This window comes from Gramella jeungdoensis, assembly GCF_023805255.1.
Classification (GTDB): Bacteria; Bacteroidota; Bacteroidia; order Flavobacteriales; family Flavobacteriaceae; genus Christiangramia; species Christiangramia jeungdoensis.
The window spans coordinates 302,629-319,572 of record NZ_JAMSCK010000004.1; the positions used below are offsets into that span (position 1 = coordinate 302,629).

A 16,944-nucleotide genomic window follows, 5' to 3' on the forward strand; every position below is an offset into this window, starting at 1 on the left:
ATTATTTGTTTTCGAGCCTGTTCTTTAAAGTTCTTAAAATATCATTATAAATCTTATCTCCATAATATGCGTCCTCTACCCCTGCATCTATATTCGGATTATCATTTATCTCAATAACCAGTGCTTTTCCGTTCACCTCTTTTATATCTACACCATAAAGCCCCTTTCCCATCAGTTTAGCGGCTTTTATAGCATTTTTAATGATATTGGAAGGAACTTCTTCAATAGGAAGACAATCTGCGTTTCCATCCTGCTCGGTCTTCTTTTTAGCATTCCAGTTATAGATCTGCCAATGACCTTTGGCCATATAGTACCTGCAGGCATAAAATGGTTCACCGTCCAGGATCCCGATTCTCCAGTCATATTCCGAAGGAGAGAATTCCTGAGCTATCACCAGTTCTGATTTTTTGAGCATTGCAGTCACCATTTCCTCATACTCTCCTTCTGTCATGGCTTTCTTCACTCCAAAAGAAAATGTGGAATCGGGAGACTTAAGTACCACCGGGACTCCTATCTTTTTGAGTACTGTATTTTTATTATCCTTATGAACAATAACCGTCTTTGGAGTTGGTATACCTGCATTTTCCATGGCTTCGGCCATAAAAACCTTATTGCAGCATTTCAGGATGGCATCGGGATAATCTACGATAGCGATATCTTCCTGTTGTGCTTTTCTGGCAAATGCATAAGCTTCATTGTTCACTTCAGTACTTTGCCTGATGAACAAAGCATCAAAGGCGGAAAGGCGTGAGAGATCTTTAGGTGAGATAAGCTCGGTATAAAACCCCATTTTCTCTGCCAGCTCTGTAAATTTCCTCAAGGCTCTGACATTACTTGGTGGCGCAATATCTTGTGGATGCACTAAAATAGCCAGATCATATTCAAAAGTATTGCCGCGAACAGTGTCATATCTCTTTTTTGTAAAATATTGTTCCGCAAAAAGAAGCATGCTCTCTTTATGTTCTTCCGGAATCTCAACTTCCGAAATAGCTTTAATACTCTTAATGTTCCATCGGGTGGTGAAATTGAATTTTACGCGTAAAAAAGGGATCTGAAAATGCCTGAAGAACATGGCACTTAGTTCTTTATATTTTGCAGCCACGTTCTGGCCAAAATAAATGCTTAAGGTGAATTCCTGTGATTTTATATTCTTAAGAGAACGCTGGATAAGATCATCAAATTCCTCCGAAACTATCTTTACAAGCCGGGGTTCGCCCAGGTCTACTAAATTCTTAACGGTAGGTATTGCCAGATGCCCTCGTGCTTCTGCAAGCAAAGATACATAATAGCCTTTTGATTGATATGAATAATCTTTGCAAAGATTGAATATCCTGGCTTTCTTAAGTTTCGAAAACTCAGGATTAGTGAGATACTCCCGGGATGAAATCACCTTTAAATGTTCAGAAGAAATTGTCCAGGTTTCGGGATGATTTACAACAATATATTTATTCATTAAAGAATGAAGAATTTTATTCAAATGTAGATTAAAAACCGATCAGAATTTAAAATTTAAGTTCAGCTTAATATTAATTCTTAAATTCAGGCCTTCAAACCAAATTTACAGTACAAACATGCGATTTAAAATTATTGGAATACTCCTCTTTTTAGGCTCATTTATGGCAAATTCACAGAATACAGATAGCGAGATCATTGAAAAAGCGAAACGCATTCATGAAAAAGTGATCACCATAGACACCCATAATGACATCAATGTAAATAATTTTACTGCCACTAAAAATTATACTATGGATCTGGGCACCCAGGTAAACCTTCCTAAAATGGAAGCTGGTGGTCTTGATGTTACGTGGCTTATTGTTTATACCGGCCAGGGAGAACTTAACGAGGAAGGATATGCAGCCGCATACGAAAATGCCATTCAGAAATTTGATGCTATCCACCGTCTTACGGAAGAAATAGCTCCTGAGAAAATAGGACTTGCAACCAACTCTGATGAGGTAAGAAAACTAGTTAGTGAAGGAAAGAAAGTAGCCATGATAGGGGTTGAAAATGCATATCCGGTAGCTGAAGATCTGAGCAGAATAAAGGAATTTTATGATCGTGGCGCGCGCTATATGTCATTATCCCATAACGGCCATAGCCAGTTCTGTGACTCTAATACGGGTGAGGAAAATAACGAATGGTTGCACGGAGGTTTAAGCGAACTGGGTAAAAAGGCAGTGGCTGAAATGAACAAATGGGGTATTATGATAGATGTATCTCACCCCAGCAAAGAGGCTATAAAACAAATGTTCGAGCTTTCTAAAGCTCCTTTAATTGCCTCACATTCTTCGGCCAGGGCTCTTTGCGATCACAGCAGGAACCTGGACGATGAACTTCTCGCTCTTTTCATGAAACATGGCGGGGTTGTGCAAACCGTAGCCTTCAGCGCATACCTGAATACGGAAAAACACAATGCTTTTGAAGAAGCCAGTAAGGAGATCTTTGAGAAAAAAGCACAGGAAATGAATTTTGAGATCCTGCCAAGAGAAAGCATTTCAGAACTTAGTGAAGAAGATCAGGACGAATATTATGAGGAATATCGAGAGGTAAGACAGTCTTCTGCTTCAGAGATTGTAGAGCTCAAGAAAGAAATAGATCCTGTTGATGTATCAGACTTTGTTGACCATATAGACTATCTCGTTCAAAAAATAGGAATAGACCATGTTGGAATTAGTTCCGATTTTGATGGAGGAGGAGGAATTGATGGCTGGGATGATGCTTCTGAAACCCTGAATGTGACCGTTGAACTTGTGAAAAGAGGTTATTCTGAACAGGAGATAGCCAAATTATGGGGTGAAAACCTGCTCAGGGTTCTAGATGAAGTACAGGAAGTATCGAGAAAAATGCAAAAATCCTAATTATAATAACTTTATCTCAATAATAGAAGGAGTTCCAAGGTTGCCTTCATTGGAAACAAATAATCTTCCGGAAGGACTAAAACAAATTCCTTCCGGCTGAGGGAATTCTGAAGGATCCAGTAAATGGATCCTTTTTATTTTTCCTGTATCCCTGTTAACGACCAGTATTTTCTGAAACTCCGCATCCAGGATATAAAGATCTCTGGTGGTTGGATGAAAACAAATATCTGAAGGCCTGATAAGTTTACGGGGATTGCTGGTATTGAAAACATCGAATTCTGGATCATCATAATTTACTTTTAAAACAGGTTCCATATCTAAAACACCAGTCACAGGATCAAACGAATAGATTCCTTTATAATCACCCTGGTTATCCAGATTTCGGTCCTTTACCGATATCCATAAATCACCGGAACCTGAAGCCGCAGCACCCTCAATATTGTTTCGGTATTCAAATTTAAGCTGTATATCTTCTGAGTTCTCTTCCTGCCCATTAATATCTTCAACTCTTACCAGTCTACCGTTGCTCTCTGCAACCCAGTAATTGTCATCCAAACGGGTTATGGCTTCATAATCCCCAGGGCCTCCAAACTTATATCGTTTAATTATTTTTGAACTTTTCAGATCATAGATAAAGATTATTCCATCTTCATCCTGAATACAGGCAATTTCCTCGTTACCGGCCCATTCCATCCCTGAGACTTCCTGTAGTTCAGTTGGTAGATCCCATTTCCGAACGGTCTCATAACTTTTTTCAGCATCTTCAAAATCATAATCGTATTCCTCATAAATCGCATAAATCGCCCCGGCGAGTATCAAAACTGTTATAACAATTCCTACGGCCCATTTAGTCATGGAGATCTTTTTTTGGAAGTTAAAATTACAATTATGACTAGCGGTGTCAAAAAGATTAACAATACTTTGAACTACCTCAGTTATTTTTAATTGAATGATTTATAGATAATTAAGCTTTTAGTTAAAGTATTGTTAAATAGGTACCTTTTATTACATAGTACTGTAACAGATATTTTTTGTCGTCGTCTATTAGGTACAAGCAATCATTAAAAAATAGAAATTATGAAAACTTTTTTAAGCAACACCAAAAACAGAAGATCTTTTATGAACACAGAGGCCAACTCAAGTACGTTTAGCTTCTCCAACAGAAGAAGATACTTTTAATCAAATCATCAATCATTAATCATCAATTAAAATTTATCAATCATGACAACTTTAGTAAGCAACACCAAAAGCAGAAGATCTTTTATGACCACAGAAGCCAATTCAAGTCAGTTTAGCTTCTCCAGCAAAAGAAGATACTTTTAATCAAAATCATCATTCATTAATCATCAATTAAAATTTATCAATCATGACAACTTTAGTAAGAAACACCAAGAACAGAAGATTATTTATGAACACAGAGGCAAGTTCTGTTAAAGCAACTATTTTTAGCCGAAGGCGATTTGCCTGATATTTTCAAACTTTAAAATTCATCAATCATGAGAACGCTAGACAGTATCATCCAGGATTTTGGTTCAAGTAAAGAAGGAGGTTTAAGTCATCGCAGACCTTTTCTGAACCTTAAGAGTACAACCATTCATTTGAACTGGTACAATCAAAAACAGATTGCATAAATCATCAAATTATCATCAATCAATAATTCATCAATCATGACAATTCTATCTAACATCATCCAGGATTTTGCTACAGGAAGAGAAGCTAATTTAACTCATCGAAAGCTTTTTCTAAATGCCAAAAGTACCACAAGTAGAATGTGCTGGTACTCAAGAAGGCGATACGCATAATCCTCAGAAAAAATCCCCTCGTATGAAAACTATTTCAACCTAGCCGGTGAACCGCAGTTCACCGGCTATAATTTTTGGTTAAAAAACATTAAAATAAGCTTAAAATTGAATGTCCTGCATCAAACATTTGTTTATTTGCAGCTATTACATTCATAATAAATGTTAGAAAAAATAAAAAGGCATCCCAAACTCAAATGGGCACTGATAATTCTACTAAGTTTAATTGCCCTTTTCTTTCTATTTTTTGGCAGTATTTACTTTGGAATGTGGGGAAAGATCCCAACTTCAAAAGAACTTACCGAACTCAAACAAAACAAGGCTACACAGGTTCTTGACTCCGAAGGGGAACTTATTGGCAAATTCTATGTTTATGATCGGCAGCCTATAGATTTTTCCAAACTCCCACCACATCTTATAGAAGCACTCATTGCTACCGAAGATGCCCGGTTCTATGAGCATGACGGAATAGATAACCGTAGCTTATTAAGAGTGTTCTTTAAATCGATCCTGCTTCAGGATGAATCGGCCGGAGGTGGTAGTACCATTACACTTCAACTCGCTAAGAATATTTATGGGCGTCGGGATTTTGGGCTCTTCGGAATTGTGATCAACAAAATGCAGGAAGCGATCATTGCGAAAAGGCTGGAAGACATTTATTCAAAAGATGAGATCATAGAGCTTTATTTCAATACGGTTCCCTTTAGCGATAACACTTATGGAATAGAGAGCGCGTCACTTAAATTCTTCAATAAGAACACTTCAGAGCTTAAGCTTGAAGAAGCGGCGGTATTGGTAGGGATGCTTAAGGCAAGTCATTATTATAATCCCAGGATATTTCCTGAGAGAAGTCGGCTAAGACGTGATGTGGTTCTCATGCAAATGGCAAAATATGATTACCTGAGTATGGAGGAGGCTGAAGAGGCCAAATTAAGACCTATGGTGCTTGATTATAAAAGTTATAGTCATGACGAAGGTATAGCTCCTTATTTCAGGGAACAGGTGAGAAAAAAAGTGAGCAAGGTGCTGGATACCCTGAAAAATAAAGATGGAAAAAAATATAATATCTACAGGGACGGGCTTATTGTTCATACCACCCTCAATTCAAAGATGCAGAAGCTGGCCGAAGAAGCAATGATGGAACATATGGCCGCTTTACAGGAGCAACATGAAAGTTCATACGGCAATTATGCACCGTGGATAAGAAATAAGGAAATACTGGAAGATGCCATAAAGAACTCCGAGAAGTACCAGGCGCTTAAAAAGGAGGGGCTTAGCGAAGATGAGATCAGGAAAAAAATGGAACAGAAACATCCCACCGAACTGTTCAATTATGATGGGATGGAGACCAGGAATGTGAGCACTATAGATAGTATCACTCATTATTTGAAATTCCTTAATTCCGGCTTGCTGGCTGTAGATCCTGAGGACGGAGCGGTACAGGCTTGGGTAGGCGGAGTGGATTTCAGGTTCTTCAAATATGATCATGTTGCCCAAAGTAAAAGACAGGTAGGTTCTACCTTTAAACCGGTTGTTTATACTGCGGCACTGGAAAGCGGTATGGACCCCTGCTCCTATTTTTCGGTACGCGAGGTTACCTATGAAGATGGCTGGACACCTTCTAATTCGTCTTCTGAAGGAGATGACCCGAATATGAACTACAATCTGAAAATGGCTCTAAGTCGCTCCATGAATACCATTGCCGTAAAAGTTCTGATGGAGACCGGGATTGGAAATGTGATCAACCAGGCCAGACAAATGGGAATCGAATCAGATCTACCAAGAGTACCTTCCATTGCCCTGGGAACTGCTTCTTTGAGCTTAAGCGAACTTACCACAGCATATACGAGTTTTGTAAACAGAGGTCATTATTCTGAACCCTATTATATTACCAGGATTGAAGATGGAAACGGTAATCTTCTTGCCGAATTCAAACCTGAAATATCCAGATCACGAGCTTTTTCAGAAGATACCCGAAAGATCATGATCAATATGATGCAGGCAACAGTGAATGAAGGTACCGCTGCGAGGTTAAGATATAGATACAGCTTGCGTAACGATCTTGCGGGAAAGACCGGAACCACACAGGATAATAAGGATGGTTGGTTTGTAGGGATGAATCCCGAGCTAGTTTGCGTTACCTGGGTAGGAAGCGATGATCACAGGATTGGTTTCAGGAACACGGCCATTGGTCAGGGTGCCAATTCAGCATTACCCATCTTTGCAGGTTTAATGCAGAAAATGAATGCTGATTCGGCTTTTGACGAGATCACAAATGCCCGCTTCTCCCCTCTTTCACCAGAACTTGCCGAAATGATGGAATGCCCACCACAGGAGCGAGACAATTTCTTTGAAAGGCTCTTCTCTGGCAATAATAAAAGAGAAAAGAAACCCGAAAAAAAGAAAAAGAAGAAAGGTTTCTTTCAGCGGCTATTCGGAAAAAAGGACAAGGACGATAATTAGAATTCCTTATTGATCTGCATCCTTAACCTTCTGGAATAATCTTCTTCCAGCCAGTCGCGATAGTTCTTGGTACTCTTACTAATACAATATGAATATTGTTTGATCCTGGACGCGATATCATCTTTAAGTTCTTTGGCTAGAATACGGGCATCAAATACATCCTCGCTATTCTCTACACACATCTTTACGTGTTGCTCTAAAGACCATTCCAGGACCGACTTCGATTTAAGCCCTTTTTTGATCACCTCGTCATAGGCATCTTCAATATTAAAACTAACATCTTCGGTTTTGGAGAATTTCTCACGAATTTCAGGAGGCATCTCGTATTGGAATTCTCTTTCGATCTCTTCATCACTAAGAAGATTTTCAAAATAGAAATCAGGCGAACGGAATATCTGCTTCCAGTCCACCGGGGTGCTCCAGTGACCAAACCTGGCCATATTATTACCAAGATCTATCACCGTGAACTCATCCTTATTCTTAAGCACACGTGAACCACGGCCAATCATCTGGAAATATAAGGTAAGAGATTTTGTAGCACGGTTAAGGATAATGGTTTCAACGGTTGGTTCATCAAAACCAGTGGTAAGTATACTAACCGACGTAACTATAGCATCTGGAGTATGTTTGAACCATTTGAGAATATCCTTTCTTTCCTGTTTGCTGGTAGTATTATCAAGGTGCCTAATTGGAAGACCCGCATTCTTAAACGTATGGTATACTTCTACAGAGGTATTTATACCATTATTGAAAATAAGTGTCTTTTTACCTTTAGACTTTTCATAGTATGCAGTAAGAAGTTTTTCCTGCATCGTATAATTGGAATACAGCTCTTCTGAAGACTTTACGGTATAATCACCATTCATACCGACCTTAAGGGTAGTTAATCCAACATTGTAACTGTAGATATTCGCCCTGGCAAGAAAGCCTTTTTCAATAAGAGACTGAATTGAGTCCCCAACAATAAGCTCCCTGTAATTATCTTTCATTGGAAGCTTTATATTAGAACTTAAAGGAGTAGCAGTCACTCCTAGTATAAAGCAATTCTCAAAGAACTTGAATAGCTTCCTGAACGAATTGTAGTGAGCCTCATCGATGATCACAAGACCAATATCCTGTATTTCAAGTTTTTCATCGTTCAGGCGGTTATTAAGGGTTTCCACCATCGCTACAAAACACATGTAGTCGTCCTGATCTGGCAATTCCTTAACCTTACTGTTTATGATCTTGTTTCGAACACCAAAGCCCGAAAGCATCTTTGAAGTCTGCTTGCAAAGTTCTATCCTGTGAGTAAGGATGAGAACTTTTTTATTTGTTCTTTGAATATATTCTCTCGTGATCTGAGAGAAGATTACGGTTTTACCACCGCCTGTGGGTAATTGATAGAGAAGGTTATACTTTTCTGGATGTTCATCTATCACCCCGAATATCTTATTTATATCCTTTTGTTGATAATCGTAAAGCTCCTTGTCTACTTTCTTTTTTTCAATACCAAATGTTTCTACCGCCATATAATCCTTTAAGTAAGCAATTTTGCAAAAATAAGGCATTTTTAAGCTTTACTCAAAAAATAGGGGAATAATCTCCCCCCCTAAAAAATGACATTACCCTAAAAATGTTGTAAATTTGAAATGCAGAAGTCCTCATATAATTACTCTATACCCTTCTTCTGGAGTAACTGCATCCCCCCCTTTTTTATTTTACTAACTAAAAAATTGAAGATTTGGCTACCGAAAACAAATTATTCGATAAATATATACCAGTATTAAAAAACTGCGAACTTTTCAATGGAATGACGAATGAGCATTGGAGGGAGTTACTGGTCAATTTTCATGAAGAAAAATGGCCTAAAGAAACCTGTATGGTCAACCATCAGAAATTTCTGTTCCATTTCTATATCATAGTTTCAGGCCGTATCAAAATGTACAATGTAGATGAATTCAGTGAAAAGGAACATACCTTATTTCTACTTAAGGAGTCTGATGTGTTTGACCTTTTCTGCCTGATGGATGGAACAAGACATCACGTATATTATGAATGTCTGGATAACATAAAGGTCCTGGCAATTCCTATGGATAAGCTTAAACTATGGCTGAACAAGAACCCCGTATATTACCAACACTTTCTTTCTTATGCAGGCAAAATGATGAGAATGCTTGAGAGCAATGTTTCTCAGTTAATATTTACCGATATCTCTACAAGGTTATTGAGGTTACTGGTGAATAACGTGAACAGTAACTCCAAGCAGTTGGAACATATTAACGATTTACCAAATAAGGAAATAGCCAATCTTATTGGATCTACACGAGCTGTTGTAAACCGACATCTTCAAAGACTCAAAAAGAATGGTTCTATTAAAATAGCGAGAAAGCAGGTAGAGATAAAAGATATTTCAATTCTTTTAAAGGAACTGGAAAATCAGAATAAAAAAATATAAAATATTGAAGTTATGCTACTTAGGTAGTTTGCATTTCTTTAAATCATATCTATCTTGCTACCTCATTCAATAATTTATTCATCAATTAAAACTTTACATCATGAAAAAGTTCATCACTTTAATGTTAGCAGTAGCTGGATGTATCTTTGCATCTAACGCACAAGTTATTCAACTGGAAAAAGTTGAATTATCAGATTTTGAACCCACCGCACAGATAGTCTTTGAAGACTATGCTAATGGAATTATCAAAGTAAAAGAAAACCACGCTAAACAGTTCCAGGATAATGCCATTAACTTTTTGGTAGAAAATTTTGACATCTACAGATTTATGAGAGAAGCTGGAGATGATACTGACGAAGTTAGGGTAACATTAAAAAGCAGTAATGGTATGTTACTAGCTTCTTACAACAAAGATGGGCAACTTGTTAAAACTTATCAAAAGTTTAAAGACGTTCCATTACCTCCAGCAATTCGCAACCAGGTATATGCCGAGTACGAAGGTTGGACAATGACTAAAAATAAATATGTTGCTTCTGGATTGGAAGACAACATTGATAAGGAGAGATATCTTGTTCACCTTGAAAGAGGAAATGATAAGGAAAAAATAAAAATAACTCCTAAAAGTACCGCCGGTACTGGCGTAGCAGTGGTTATTGAAAAACAATAGTTGAATTTTACTACTTGCGCACAGGAGATGAATCATCTCTTGTGCGCAAGATTTATTTTAAGGCTGTGTGAAATTTTAAGCGTCTGTCCAACCTCATAGACAGAAAGTGTTAAAATGTAATAGTAGTTAATAATGGTAGATCTCTCAGATCACTAATCACAAAGTTAACGCTAAACTTTTCACACAGTCTTTCTTTTTTATTCAAAAAGATCTGAGGATAAATACCGGTCCCCCCTGTCGCATACAATACTTACCACCAATCCGCTTTCAAGCTCATTACAAAGTCTTACGGCCGCGGCCGCGGCACCTCCACTACTCATTCCCGCAAAAATTCCTTCTTCTTCTGCGAGCCTGCGACTCATTAGAACAGCATCTTTTTCGCTAACTTCTAAAGTCCTGTCCACCTTTTTGGGATTGAATATTTTGGGGAGATAAGCTTCTGGCCATTTCCTTATGCCAGGGATGCGTGAATCATCGGTTGGCTGTACACCTACTATCTGAATATCTTTATTCTTTTCTTTTAAATAAGTACTGGTGCCCATAATAGTTCCAGTGGTACCCATAGAAGATACAAAATGGGTAATCTTATGCTTTGTGTCATTCCATATCTCTGGACCAGTAGTTTGGTAATGAGCTTTCCAGTTGTCATCGTTTCCAAACTGATTAAGCATAAAGTAATCACCAGATTTCATTTTATCCTCGGCATAATCCCTTGAACCTTCAATCCCATCATCAGAACTTGTCAAGATCACCTTGGCTCCATAAGCCCTCATGGTTTGAACTCTCTCAATGGTAGAGTTTTCTGGCATTACCAGTTCAATATCCAAACCAAATATTCCGGCTATCATGGCTAGGGCTATACCCGTATTACCACTGGTAGCTTCAATAAGTTTCGTGCTTTTATCAATATCTCCACGCTCCAAAGCACTTTTAATCATATTATAAGCAGCGCGATCTTTTACACTACCCCCCGGATTTTGACCTTCCAGTTTAAAATATAGCTCTACTCCAGGCTTTGTCATTATTCGCTGTGCCTTTACCAAAGGTGTATTTCCTACAAGATTTAGGATTGAATCGTTCATTTATCTGCAGTATTTTTTATGCTTATTTGAGGAGTATGTGACACCATGGAATTTGCTGGAACCGATTTTGTTAACCAAACATTTCCACCTATAACACTGTTTTCTCCTATGGTGGTTTCTCCTCCTAATATAGTCGCGTTCGCATATATGGTGACATTCTTCTTAATTGTAGGATGTCGCTTAACATTCCTGAGGGTTCTGTCCACAGTTAAAGCTCCTAAAGTCACACCCTGATATATTTTTACATTATCTTCTATAACGGCAGTTTCCCCAATTACAACTCCTGTGGCATGATCAATAAAAAATGAATTACCTATTGTAGCTCCGGGATTAATATCGGTTCCTGTTAGACTATGGGCACACTCCGTCATTAATCTAGGCACAAGTGGAAGTCCGAATTTGTAAAACTCATGACTCAATCTATAAATAGCTATCGCAAAAAAACCGGGATAAGAAAGATACACTTCTTCAACAGAGTTAGCTGCAGGATCATTTTTAGCAATAGCCTGGGCATCAAGGTTGAGCTTCTTCAAAATTCCGGGAAGCATTTCAACATATTCACTCCAGATATCCTGACAGGGCGAACCGGGTTCCCAGCATACTAATTTTGCAAGGACTTCAAAATCCATCCCTAATTCCATTAGGTTATCCCTTACCGGAGTTTGTTTGTCAAATAGAGTATGAAAAAGCTTATGGGTAAAAGCTTCCGTTTTTTCCTTAACGCTCAGATTAAGATTTGGAAGATTCTTCTGCTCTTCTATTTGAGATATTATTTCTTCAATTTTCATAGCTGACTTTTAATGTCAATCAAATTTACTTAATTCAAATGAACTCAGAAAGGCTTTCAAGCAGACATACAGTCAATTATCAGCCAGAAATTCTAGTTAAATTTTTACTAAGAAAAAAACAACCTGAAGTTTACTGAATTAAATTAGATATAATCTAAAAACCATTATACAATGGCACAGGAAAAAAAATCGCCAAAAGCTCAAAAGGGTCCGCAAAAGCAGGCACCCAAAGCAAAACCAAGTAAGCCTAAAAAGTAATTTTTAGTGTAGAGACTTAGTTTTTCTCAGGCCACCTCTAAAGGGTGGCTTTAATTTTAAGTCCAAAACATTTACATTTTTTAGGTGAAACTTAACGCATTCTTGGTAATTCAGTTTTTTCAAAGATTGTAATTTAATTACACTAACCTAAATCATCATTATTTATGTCTGATAATAGTTCTTCCGGCTCTCTTGGGTGGCCCTCGGTATGGGCACTTGCAGCCGGAGGTATGGTAGGTGGTGGGATTTACACCGCCCTTGGTGTTGTTGTAGCGGTAGCAGGGCAATGGGCCTGGCTAAGTTTTGTGATAAGCGGTATTATTGCCTGTTCCAGTGCATATTGTTATATAATCCTGGCAAACAAATTTGAAGAAAGTGGTGGTGCGTTTACCTATCTACGCGAAGTGAATAAAGATGGAGTGGCCGGTAGTCTATCCTGGTTGTTACTACTTGGTTATGTTCTTACCATGGCGGTATATGCATTTGCTTTTGGTCATTATTTATCCTATTCCTTTAACGGTGGTCCATTGATCACCAGGATTTGTGCAATAGGTATAATGCTGGCCCTGGTAAGCCTCAACCTGGCCGGGGTAACTAAAACGAAAAAAGTAGAAATAGCTATCGTAACTTTAAATTTGCTGGCTCTTATAGGGCTTGCTGTATTAGGTTTCTTACAATGGGATACGCTAAAACTGGTTTCCGGTATAGAACCAAGACCATTATGGAGTGCCCCAATTGGAGCTGCGAGTATTTTTATGGCTTATGAGGGCTTCCAACTACTAACCTATGAATATGATGAAATAAAGAAACCTAAAAAGATATTAAAGCCAACGATAATGGCCGCGGTGGCATTTGTAATTATAATATACGCCATTGTCGCGGTAGGAGCTGTAATGCTTGCCGGAAGCCTTGCAATAATTACTCAAAAACAGGTCTCATTATCGGTTGCGGCCAGAAGTGCTCTTGGTTTGCCTGGTTTAATTGCCATGACCGTTGCAGCAGTCTTCGCAACTGCCGCAGCGATCAATTCTACTTTATTTTCCAGTGCAAAACTTTCAAAAAGGGTGTCAGACGATAAGGAGCTACCTTCCTTCTTTAAAAAGACAAAAAACAATGTGCCGTACAGGGCGGTTATTCTTCTAGGAATACTATCTACTGTTCTTGCCGTGATAGGCAAGCTTTCTTCCCTGGTTGAAGCTGCCAGTCTCATATTTCTAATAACCTTTGGAGTAGTGAATATCATTGCACTGAAGTTCATCAAAAAAAGTAGAAAATGGATCTCATGGGTAGGCATAATTCTTTCAGGCCTGGTTATAATAATCTTATTATTAAGACTTTCGGTGGTTGCTCCCGTCCAGCTGGGAATACTTCTGCTACTGGCACTTTTCATAATCCTTGGCAGACCAGTTCTAGTGAAAAAATACTCCAGTAATTCTTAAAACTCAATGATGAAAAAACTTATTCCAAAAATTTTCTGGCTTTTTATTATCCTTTTTACTCTGGGATGCTCAAACAAACCTCAGGAAACCAATGGGGCTGAATTGAGAATCTTTAATGCTACCCTGGATAATATTCAGGTGCAGGTGGAATCCTCAAAAACCGATAAGTTCAAGCAACAATTAGAAATTAAAGGAAATGGTTCATCAGAATACATAAGTCTTCCTGGAGAAATTTATGACCTAAAAGTTCATTCTAAACAGAAGTATCTGTTGAACAAAAAATCAGGCCTGCCACCTCAGGAAAAATACACGGCAATTATTTATGGTAAGCCTGAATTCTCATCGAAAGTGAATGAGGCCAGTTTTACACATAAACTACATTATGTATTTGAAGGTGCAGAAAACCATACAAAGAATGGATTTCTTCCTACTCATAGCCTGTTCAGGGATAAAATAAAGCTTAAAAAGGGTATTAGCAGCTTAAGGGCTTTCCATGCTGCCGCTGGGATCGCGCCCATCAAAATCAAGATTAAGACAGATGAGAAATCTCAGGAACTCACAAAAGGACTGGCTTATGGCAAACCTGTACTTGGAAAACATTTTAAAGCAGGAAACAAGAAAGTGGAGGTTTACTTAAAAGGTTCAACGGAGCCTATTCTTGCAAAGGAATATACTTTCAAATCTCAAAAAGCATATCTGATCATTTTTCTGGAAAAAGAGGATGGCCTGGGAATAGAAATTCTGGAAAACTAAATCACCTGATTAAGGAGAAATGCCCTTTTCTATCCGGAAAACCAGAGATCCTGATCAAATACCAGTAATCATCTGCCGGAAGATCCTTACCACGAAACTGCCCTTTCCAGCTAAAACCAGCTCCATTGCCGGTTTTTAAAAGTTTTCCGTAACGATCGAAAATATGGATTTTGGAACTTTCAAAATACTCCACACCCTTTAATTCAAAAGTGTCATTATAGCCATCGTTATTTGGGCTGATGAATTTTGGAACCACTATATGGGGAAACTCCTGACTTTCAGTTTTACAATCGGCAAGATCTTTTATGTAGGCTGTATAAATCCCTCCGGGCAGGTGCTCAAAGAAATTAGAGTTTTGGTAATTCATACCATCAATAGAATACAGGAATTCACCCTGAAATTCAGGGACGATGGTTACCGATCCTTCTTCAGAAATGATCTCTGCTATTCCAGCCTCCGGCGCAGCTTCAACCGTAAAAGTTTTTACTGAAGAACAATCATTCTGGTTCGTAATTTCTACGGAATATGTCCCGGGTGTGTCAATCCTAATACTTTGTGTGGTTTCGCCAGAATTCCATCTATATTGCTGTCCAGGCAGTTCAGCATCCAAAGAAATTTCTGAACCTGAACATATTTGAAGAAGTTCGTCACTAACCTGGGGAACTTCATTTATGGTAAGTCTCACAGCTGTTCTGCTGCTTGGTGAACAATCGGTTCCTGTATTTCTGGCCTCTGCATAATAAACTCCGGCGGTTTGTACCAGAAAAACAGAAGTTTCCGAAGCCAGTAAATTCCCTCCAGCAGAGGCATCATACCAGTAAACACTTTCACCCTGAGCGGCTGATACACTTAGGGAAGGAACCTCTTCATCACTACAAATCCTGATATCACCATTACTTACCGGTGCCTGCGGACGTCTTATCACTTCAATAAGAAAAGGTTCTGATGCAGAACTACACTCATTTGAAGAAAGATTCACCGCGTCTTCAGCAACCTTTACCCTGAAATATTTCGTGGCAGAAATCGAGTTCGCCTCATAATCTGAAGAATTTGCACCCTGAATGTTCTGCCAGTTTTCACCGTCATCGCTACTCTGCCACTGGAAAAAATGTTGTTCATAAACAGAATTATCTGGTGTAGCCTGCAAAGAAAGTCCAGCAGGAGTATCCTCCTCGCAAACGGTGTAAACGCCTTGACTTCCCTTATCTGCCGATATAGTTGTAAGATCACCGCAAGATCTAAAAATAATATCATCAATGGCAAGGTCATTTCCGCAACCCCCATTTCCGTTATTGAACATTTTTAGAATCACTGTCCCCTGGCCCGGCTCGGTTGAAAAGGTTAGGGCATATTGTTCCCATTTAGGCGAAGCACTGGAATTGATATCACCGGTATCACCGGCTTTCAATAGAATAGAATCGGTTTCATCCCAGATCTCAAAGCGTACATTAATCGGAATATCTCCGCCGGGGCAAACCCCGGTGTTACTTTTATGAACGTTAATAAGAAAAGCAGAAAATTCATAAGTAGTATTTGCACATAAACCTGTGATCCCAGTTCTGTAGAATCTCCCCGATGAAAAATCGGCGTTCACTATAAGTGCTCTTCCATTTGAAACAGTTGTCTGTGGTAATGAAGAATACCAGGTTCCAAAAGTAACCCCAAGTATATCTGAGATGGTATATTCCCCATCATATGGATCTCGTCCCTCAATAAAAGTATAACTCGTAACCCCCGGTGCAAGCTCCTGCCCTGTCCCGGTGCCTGTCCCAAAATCTTCATGAAAGATGGGATCACCTTTACTCCCACTGCAAAAGCCCAGCTGTGCCTGTACCTGTAGGCCAACTAAAAAGCAAAAAAGTAGTGCGAAAATTTTCATTTGAAATTTTATAAGAAACGGTCCATTAGTCTGTTAAATTTATAGCTATTATCCCAATTCTGTGCTTCGGTTTCTTCCCCAATTTTATGTATGCGGCTTAAAAATTCATTAGAAATGCCCTTATCTATCACAAAATTCACGGCCTGTTCATAAGATTTGAACATACTTTTTTGAAAGGCTTCAGTTATATTTTCCTTGTCCTTTGAATAAGCCTGTGCGATCTCAATATTATAAAACATAACTTCGGCAAGGTAATGAGGTTCCATTTCCAGTTTTAAGAAATGCTTTATAAGCTTTTGAGCCACCGATCTTCTCTTCTTGGGTTTCCTGTTACTTACCGGAAAATATTCCTTAGATATTTTGAATTTAGCCTCCTTTACGAGCTTTTCCTCATTTGGGTTGAAAACAAAATTATAATAGACCCTAACATCATCAAAGCGTTCATACAGATCCATGATTTGTTCCTCCAGATCTTCCTTCTGAAGGGATTTTACATATTTCTTAAAAGCACGCTTACTCAT

Annotated in this window: 14 protein-coding genes; 7 read left to right on the forward strand and 7 right to left on the reverse strand. The window is 38.5% G+C overall.

Annotated elements, in window-relative coordinates:
- Position 1: 1 nt before the first annotated feature.
- A complete protein-coding gene (locus tag NE848_RS12310; protein ID WP_252114002.1) occupies positions 2-1,453 on the reverse strand; it encodes a RimK family protein in 1,452 nt (483 codons plus the stop codon).
- Between the two features lie 118 nt (positions 1,454-1,571).
- On the opposite strand from NE848_RS12310, the gene NE848_RS12315 reads away from it, so the two are divergent.
- Positions 1,572-2,858 carry a dipeptidase gene (locus NE848_RS12315; protein ID WP_252114004.1) on the forward strand — a complete coding sequence of 429 codons (1,287 nt, stop codon included), beginning with the start codon at positions 1,572-1,574 and terminating at the stop codon, positions 2,856-2,858.
- Here NE848_RS12315 and NE848_RS12320 read toward each other — a convergent pair whose 3' ends face one another.
- On the reverse strand, positions 2,859-3,713 hold the full coding sequence (locus NE848_RS12320; RefSeq protein ID WP_252114006.1) for an SdiA-regulated domain-containing protein: 855 nt from the start codon (positions 3,711-3,713) through the stop codon (positions 2,859-2,861).
- Between the two features lie 641 nt (positions 3,714-4,354).
- Between NE848_RS12320 and NE848_RS17310 the strand changes: the two genes are divergently transcribed.
- On the forward strand, positions 4,355-4,489 hold the full coding sequence (locus NE848_RS17310; protein WP_279344053.1) for a hypothetical protein: 135 nt from the start codon (positions 4,355-4,357) through the stop codon (positions 4,487-4,489).
- 330 nt (positions 4,490-4,819) lie between these two features.
- On the forward strand, positions 4,820-7,120 hold the full coding sequence (locus tag NE848_RS12325; protein ID WP_252114008.1) for a penicillin-binding protein 1A: 2,301 nt from the start codon (positions 4,820-4,822) through the stop codon (positions 7,118-7,120).
- Here the strand turns inward: NE848_RS12325 and NE848_RS12330 are convergent.
- On the reverse strand, positions 7,117-8,631 hold the full coding sequence (locus NE848_RS12330) for a DEAD/DEAH box helicase (RefSeq protein WP_252114010.1): 1,515 nt from the start codon (positions 8,629-8,631) through the stop codon (positions 7,117-7,119). The genes NE848_RS12325 and NE848_RS12330 overlap by 4 nt on opposite strands.
- A 212-nt stretch (positions 8,632-8,843) precedes the next feature.
- Here NE848_RS12330 and NE848_RS12335 point away from each other — a divergent pair, with 212 nt between their 5' ends.
- On the forward strand, positions 8,844-9,557 hold the full coding sequence (locus tag NE848_RS12335; RefSeq protein WP_252114012.1) for a Crp/Fnr family transcriptional regulator: 714 nt from the start codon (positions 8,844-8,846) through the stop codon (positions 9,555-9,557).
- Positions 9,558-9,657: 100 nt separating this feature from the next.
- Positions 9,658-10,224, forward strand: a complete 567-nt coding sequence (locus NE848_RS12340) for a hypothetical protein (RefSeq protein WP_252114014.1) — start codon at positions 9,658-9,660, stop codon at positions 10,222-10,224.
- 197 nt (positions 10,225-10,421) lie between these two features.
- On the opposite strand, the gene cysM is transcribed toward NE848_RS12340, so the two are convergent.
- Together cysM and epsC are read right to left on the reverse strand one after the other, a co-directional pair.
- On the reverse strand, positions 10,422-11,306 hold the full coding sequence (cysM, locus tag NE848_RS12345; protein WP_252114016.1) for a cysteine synthase CysM: 885 nt from the start codon (positions 11,304-11,306) through the stop codon (positions 10,422-10,424).
- Positions 11,303-12,094, reverse strand: a complete 792-nt coding sequence (gene epsC / locus NE848_RS12350) for a serine O-acetyltransferase EpsC (protein WP_252114017.1) — start codon at positions 12,092-12,094, stop codon at positions 11,303-11,305. Before epsC ends, cysM begins: the two co-directional genes overlap by 4 nt.
- Before the next feature lie 422 nt (positions 12,095-12,516).
- On the opposite strand from epsC, the gene NE848_RS12355 reads away from it, so the two are divergent.
- Both NE848_RS12355 and NE848_RS12360 read left to right on the forward strand, forming a co-directional pair.
- Positions 12,517-13,791, forward strand: a complete 1,275-nt coding sequence (locus NE848_RS12355) for an APC family permease (RefSeq protein ID WP_252114019.1) — start codon at positions 12,517-12,519, stop codon at positions 13,789-13,791.
- A gap of 9 nt (positions 13,792-13,800) precedes the next feature.
- Entirely contained in the window at positions 13,801-14,544 is a 744-nt protein-coding gene (locus NE848_RS12360; RefSeq protein ID WP_252114021.1) for a hypothetical protein, read from the forward strand.
- A gap of 1 nt (position 14,545) precedes the next feature.
- Here the strand turns inward: NE848_RS12360 and NE848_RS12365 are convergent, their stop codons facing one another.
- Together NE848_RS12365 and NE848_RS12370 are read right to left on the reverse strand one after the other, a co-directional pair.
- Positions 14,546-16,423, reverse strand: coding sequence for a T9SS type B sorting domain-containing protein (locus tag NE848_RS12365; protein ID WP_252114023.1), 1,878 nt, complete (start codon positions 16,421-16,423; stop codon positions 14,546-14,548).
- 8 nt (positions 16,424-16,431) lie between these two features.
- Positions 16,432-16,944 (reverse strand): DUF6155 family protein, encoded by a 513-nt coding sequence (locus NE848_RS12370; protein ID WP_252114025.1) that lies wholly within the window; start codon positions 16,942-16,944, stop codon positions 16,432-16,434.

What these genes read in the sequence shown, in the direction of transcription:
- NE848_RS12310 (WP_252114002.1), bottom strand. Translation starts at nt 1,453, where the DNA reads ATGAATAAATATATTGTTGTAAATCATCCCGAAACCTGGACAATTTCT.
- cysM (WP_252114016.1), bottom strand. Translation starts at nt 11,306, where the DNA reads ATGAACGATTCAATCCTAAATCTTGTAGGAAATACACCTTTGGTAAAG.
- NE848_RS12360 (WP_252114021.1), top strand. Translation starts at nt 13,801, where the DNA reads ATGAAAAAACTTATTCCAAAAATTTTCTGGCTTTTTATTATCCTTTTT.
- NE848_RS12330 (WP_252114010.1), bottom strand. Translation starts at nt 8,631, where the DNA reads ATGGCGGTAGAAACATTTGGTATTGAAAAAAAGAAAGTAGACAAGGAG.
- epsC (WP_252114017.1), bottom strand. Translation starts at nt 12,094, where the DNA reads ATGAAAATTGAAGAAATAATATCTCAAATAGAAGAGCAGAAGAATCTT.
- NE848_RS12355 (WP_252114019.1), top strand. Translation starts at nt 12,517, where the DNA reads ATGTCTGATAATAGTTCTTCCGGCTCTCTTGGGTGGCCCTCGGTATGG.
- NE848_RS12320 (WP_252114006.1), bottom strand. Translation starts at nt 3,713, where the DNA reads ATGACTAAATGGGCCGTAGGAATTGTTATAACAGTTTTGATACTCGCC.
- NE848_RS12365 (WP_252114023.1), bottom strand. Translation starts at nt 16,423, where the DNA reads ATGAAAATTTTCGCACTACTTTTTTGCTTTTTAGTTGGCCTACAGGTA.
- NE848_RS12340 (WP_252114014.1), top strand. Translation starts at nt 9,658, where the DNA reads ATGAAAAAGTTCATCACTTTAATGTTAGCAGTAGCTGGATGTATCTTT.
- NE848_RS17310 (WP_279344053.1), top strand. Translation starts at nt 4,355, where the DNA reads ATGAGAACGCTAGACAGTATCATCCAGGATTTTGGTTCAAGTAAAGAA.
- NE848_RS12325 (WP_252114008.1), top strand. Translation starts at nt 4,820, where the DNA reads ATGTTAGAAAAAATAAAAAGGCATCCCAAACTCAAATGGGCACTGATA.
- NE848_RS12315 (WP_252114004.1), top strand. Translation starts at nt 1,572, where the DNA reads ATGCGATTTAAAATTATTGGAATACTCCTCTTTTTAGGCTCATTTATG.
- NE848_RS12370 (WP_252114025.1), bottom strand. Translation starts at nt 16,944, where the DNA reads ATGAGTAAGCGTGCTTTTAAGAAATATGTAAAATCCCTTCAGAAGGAA.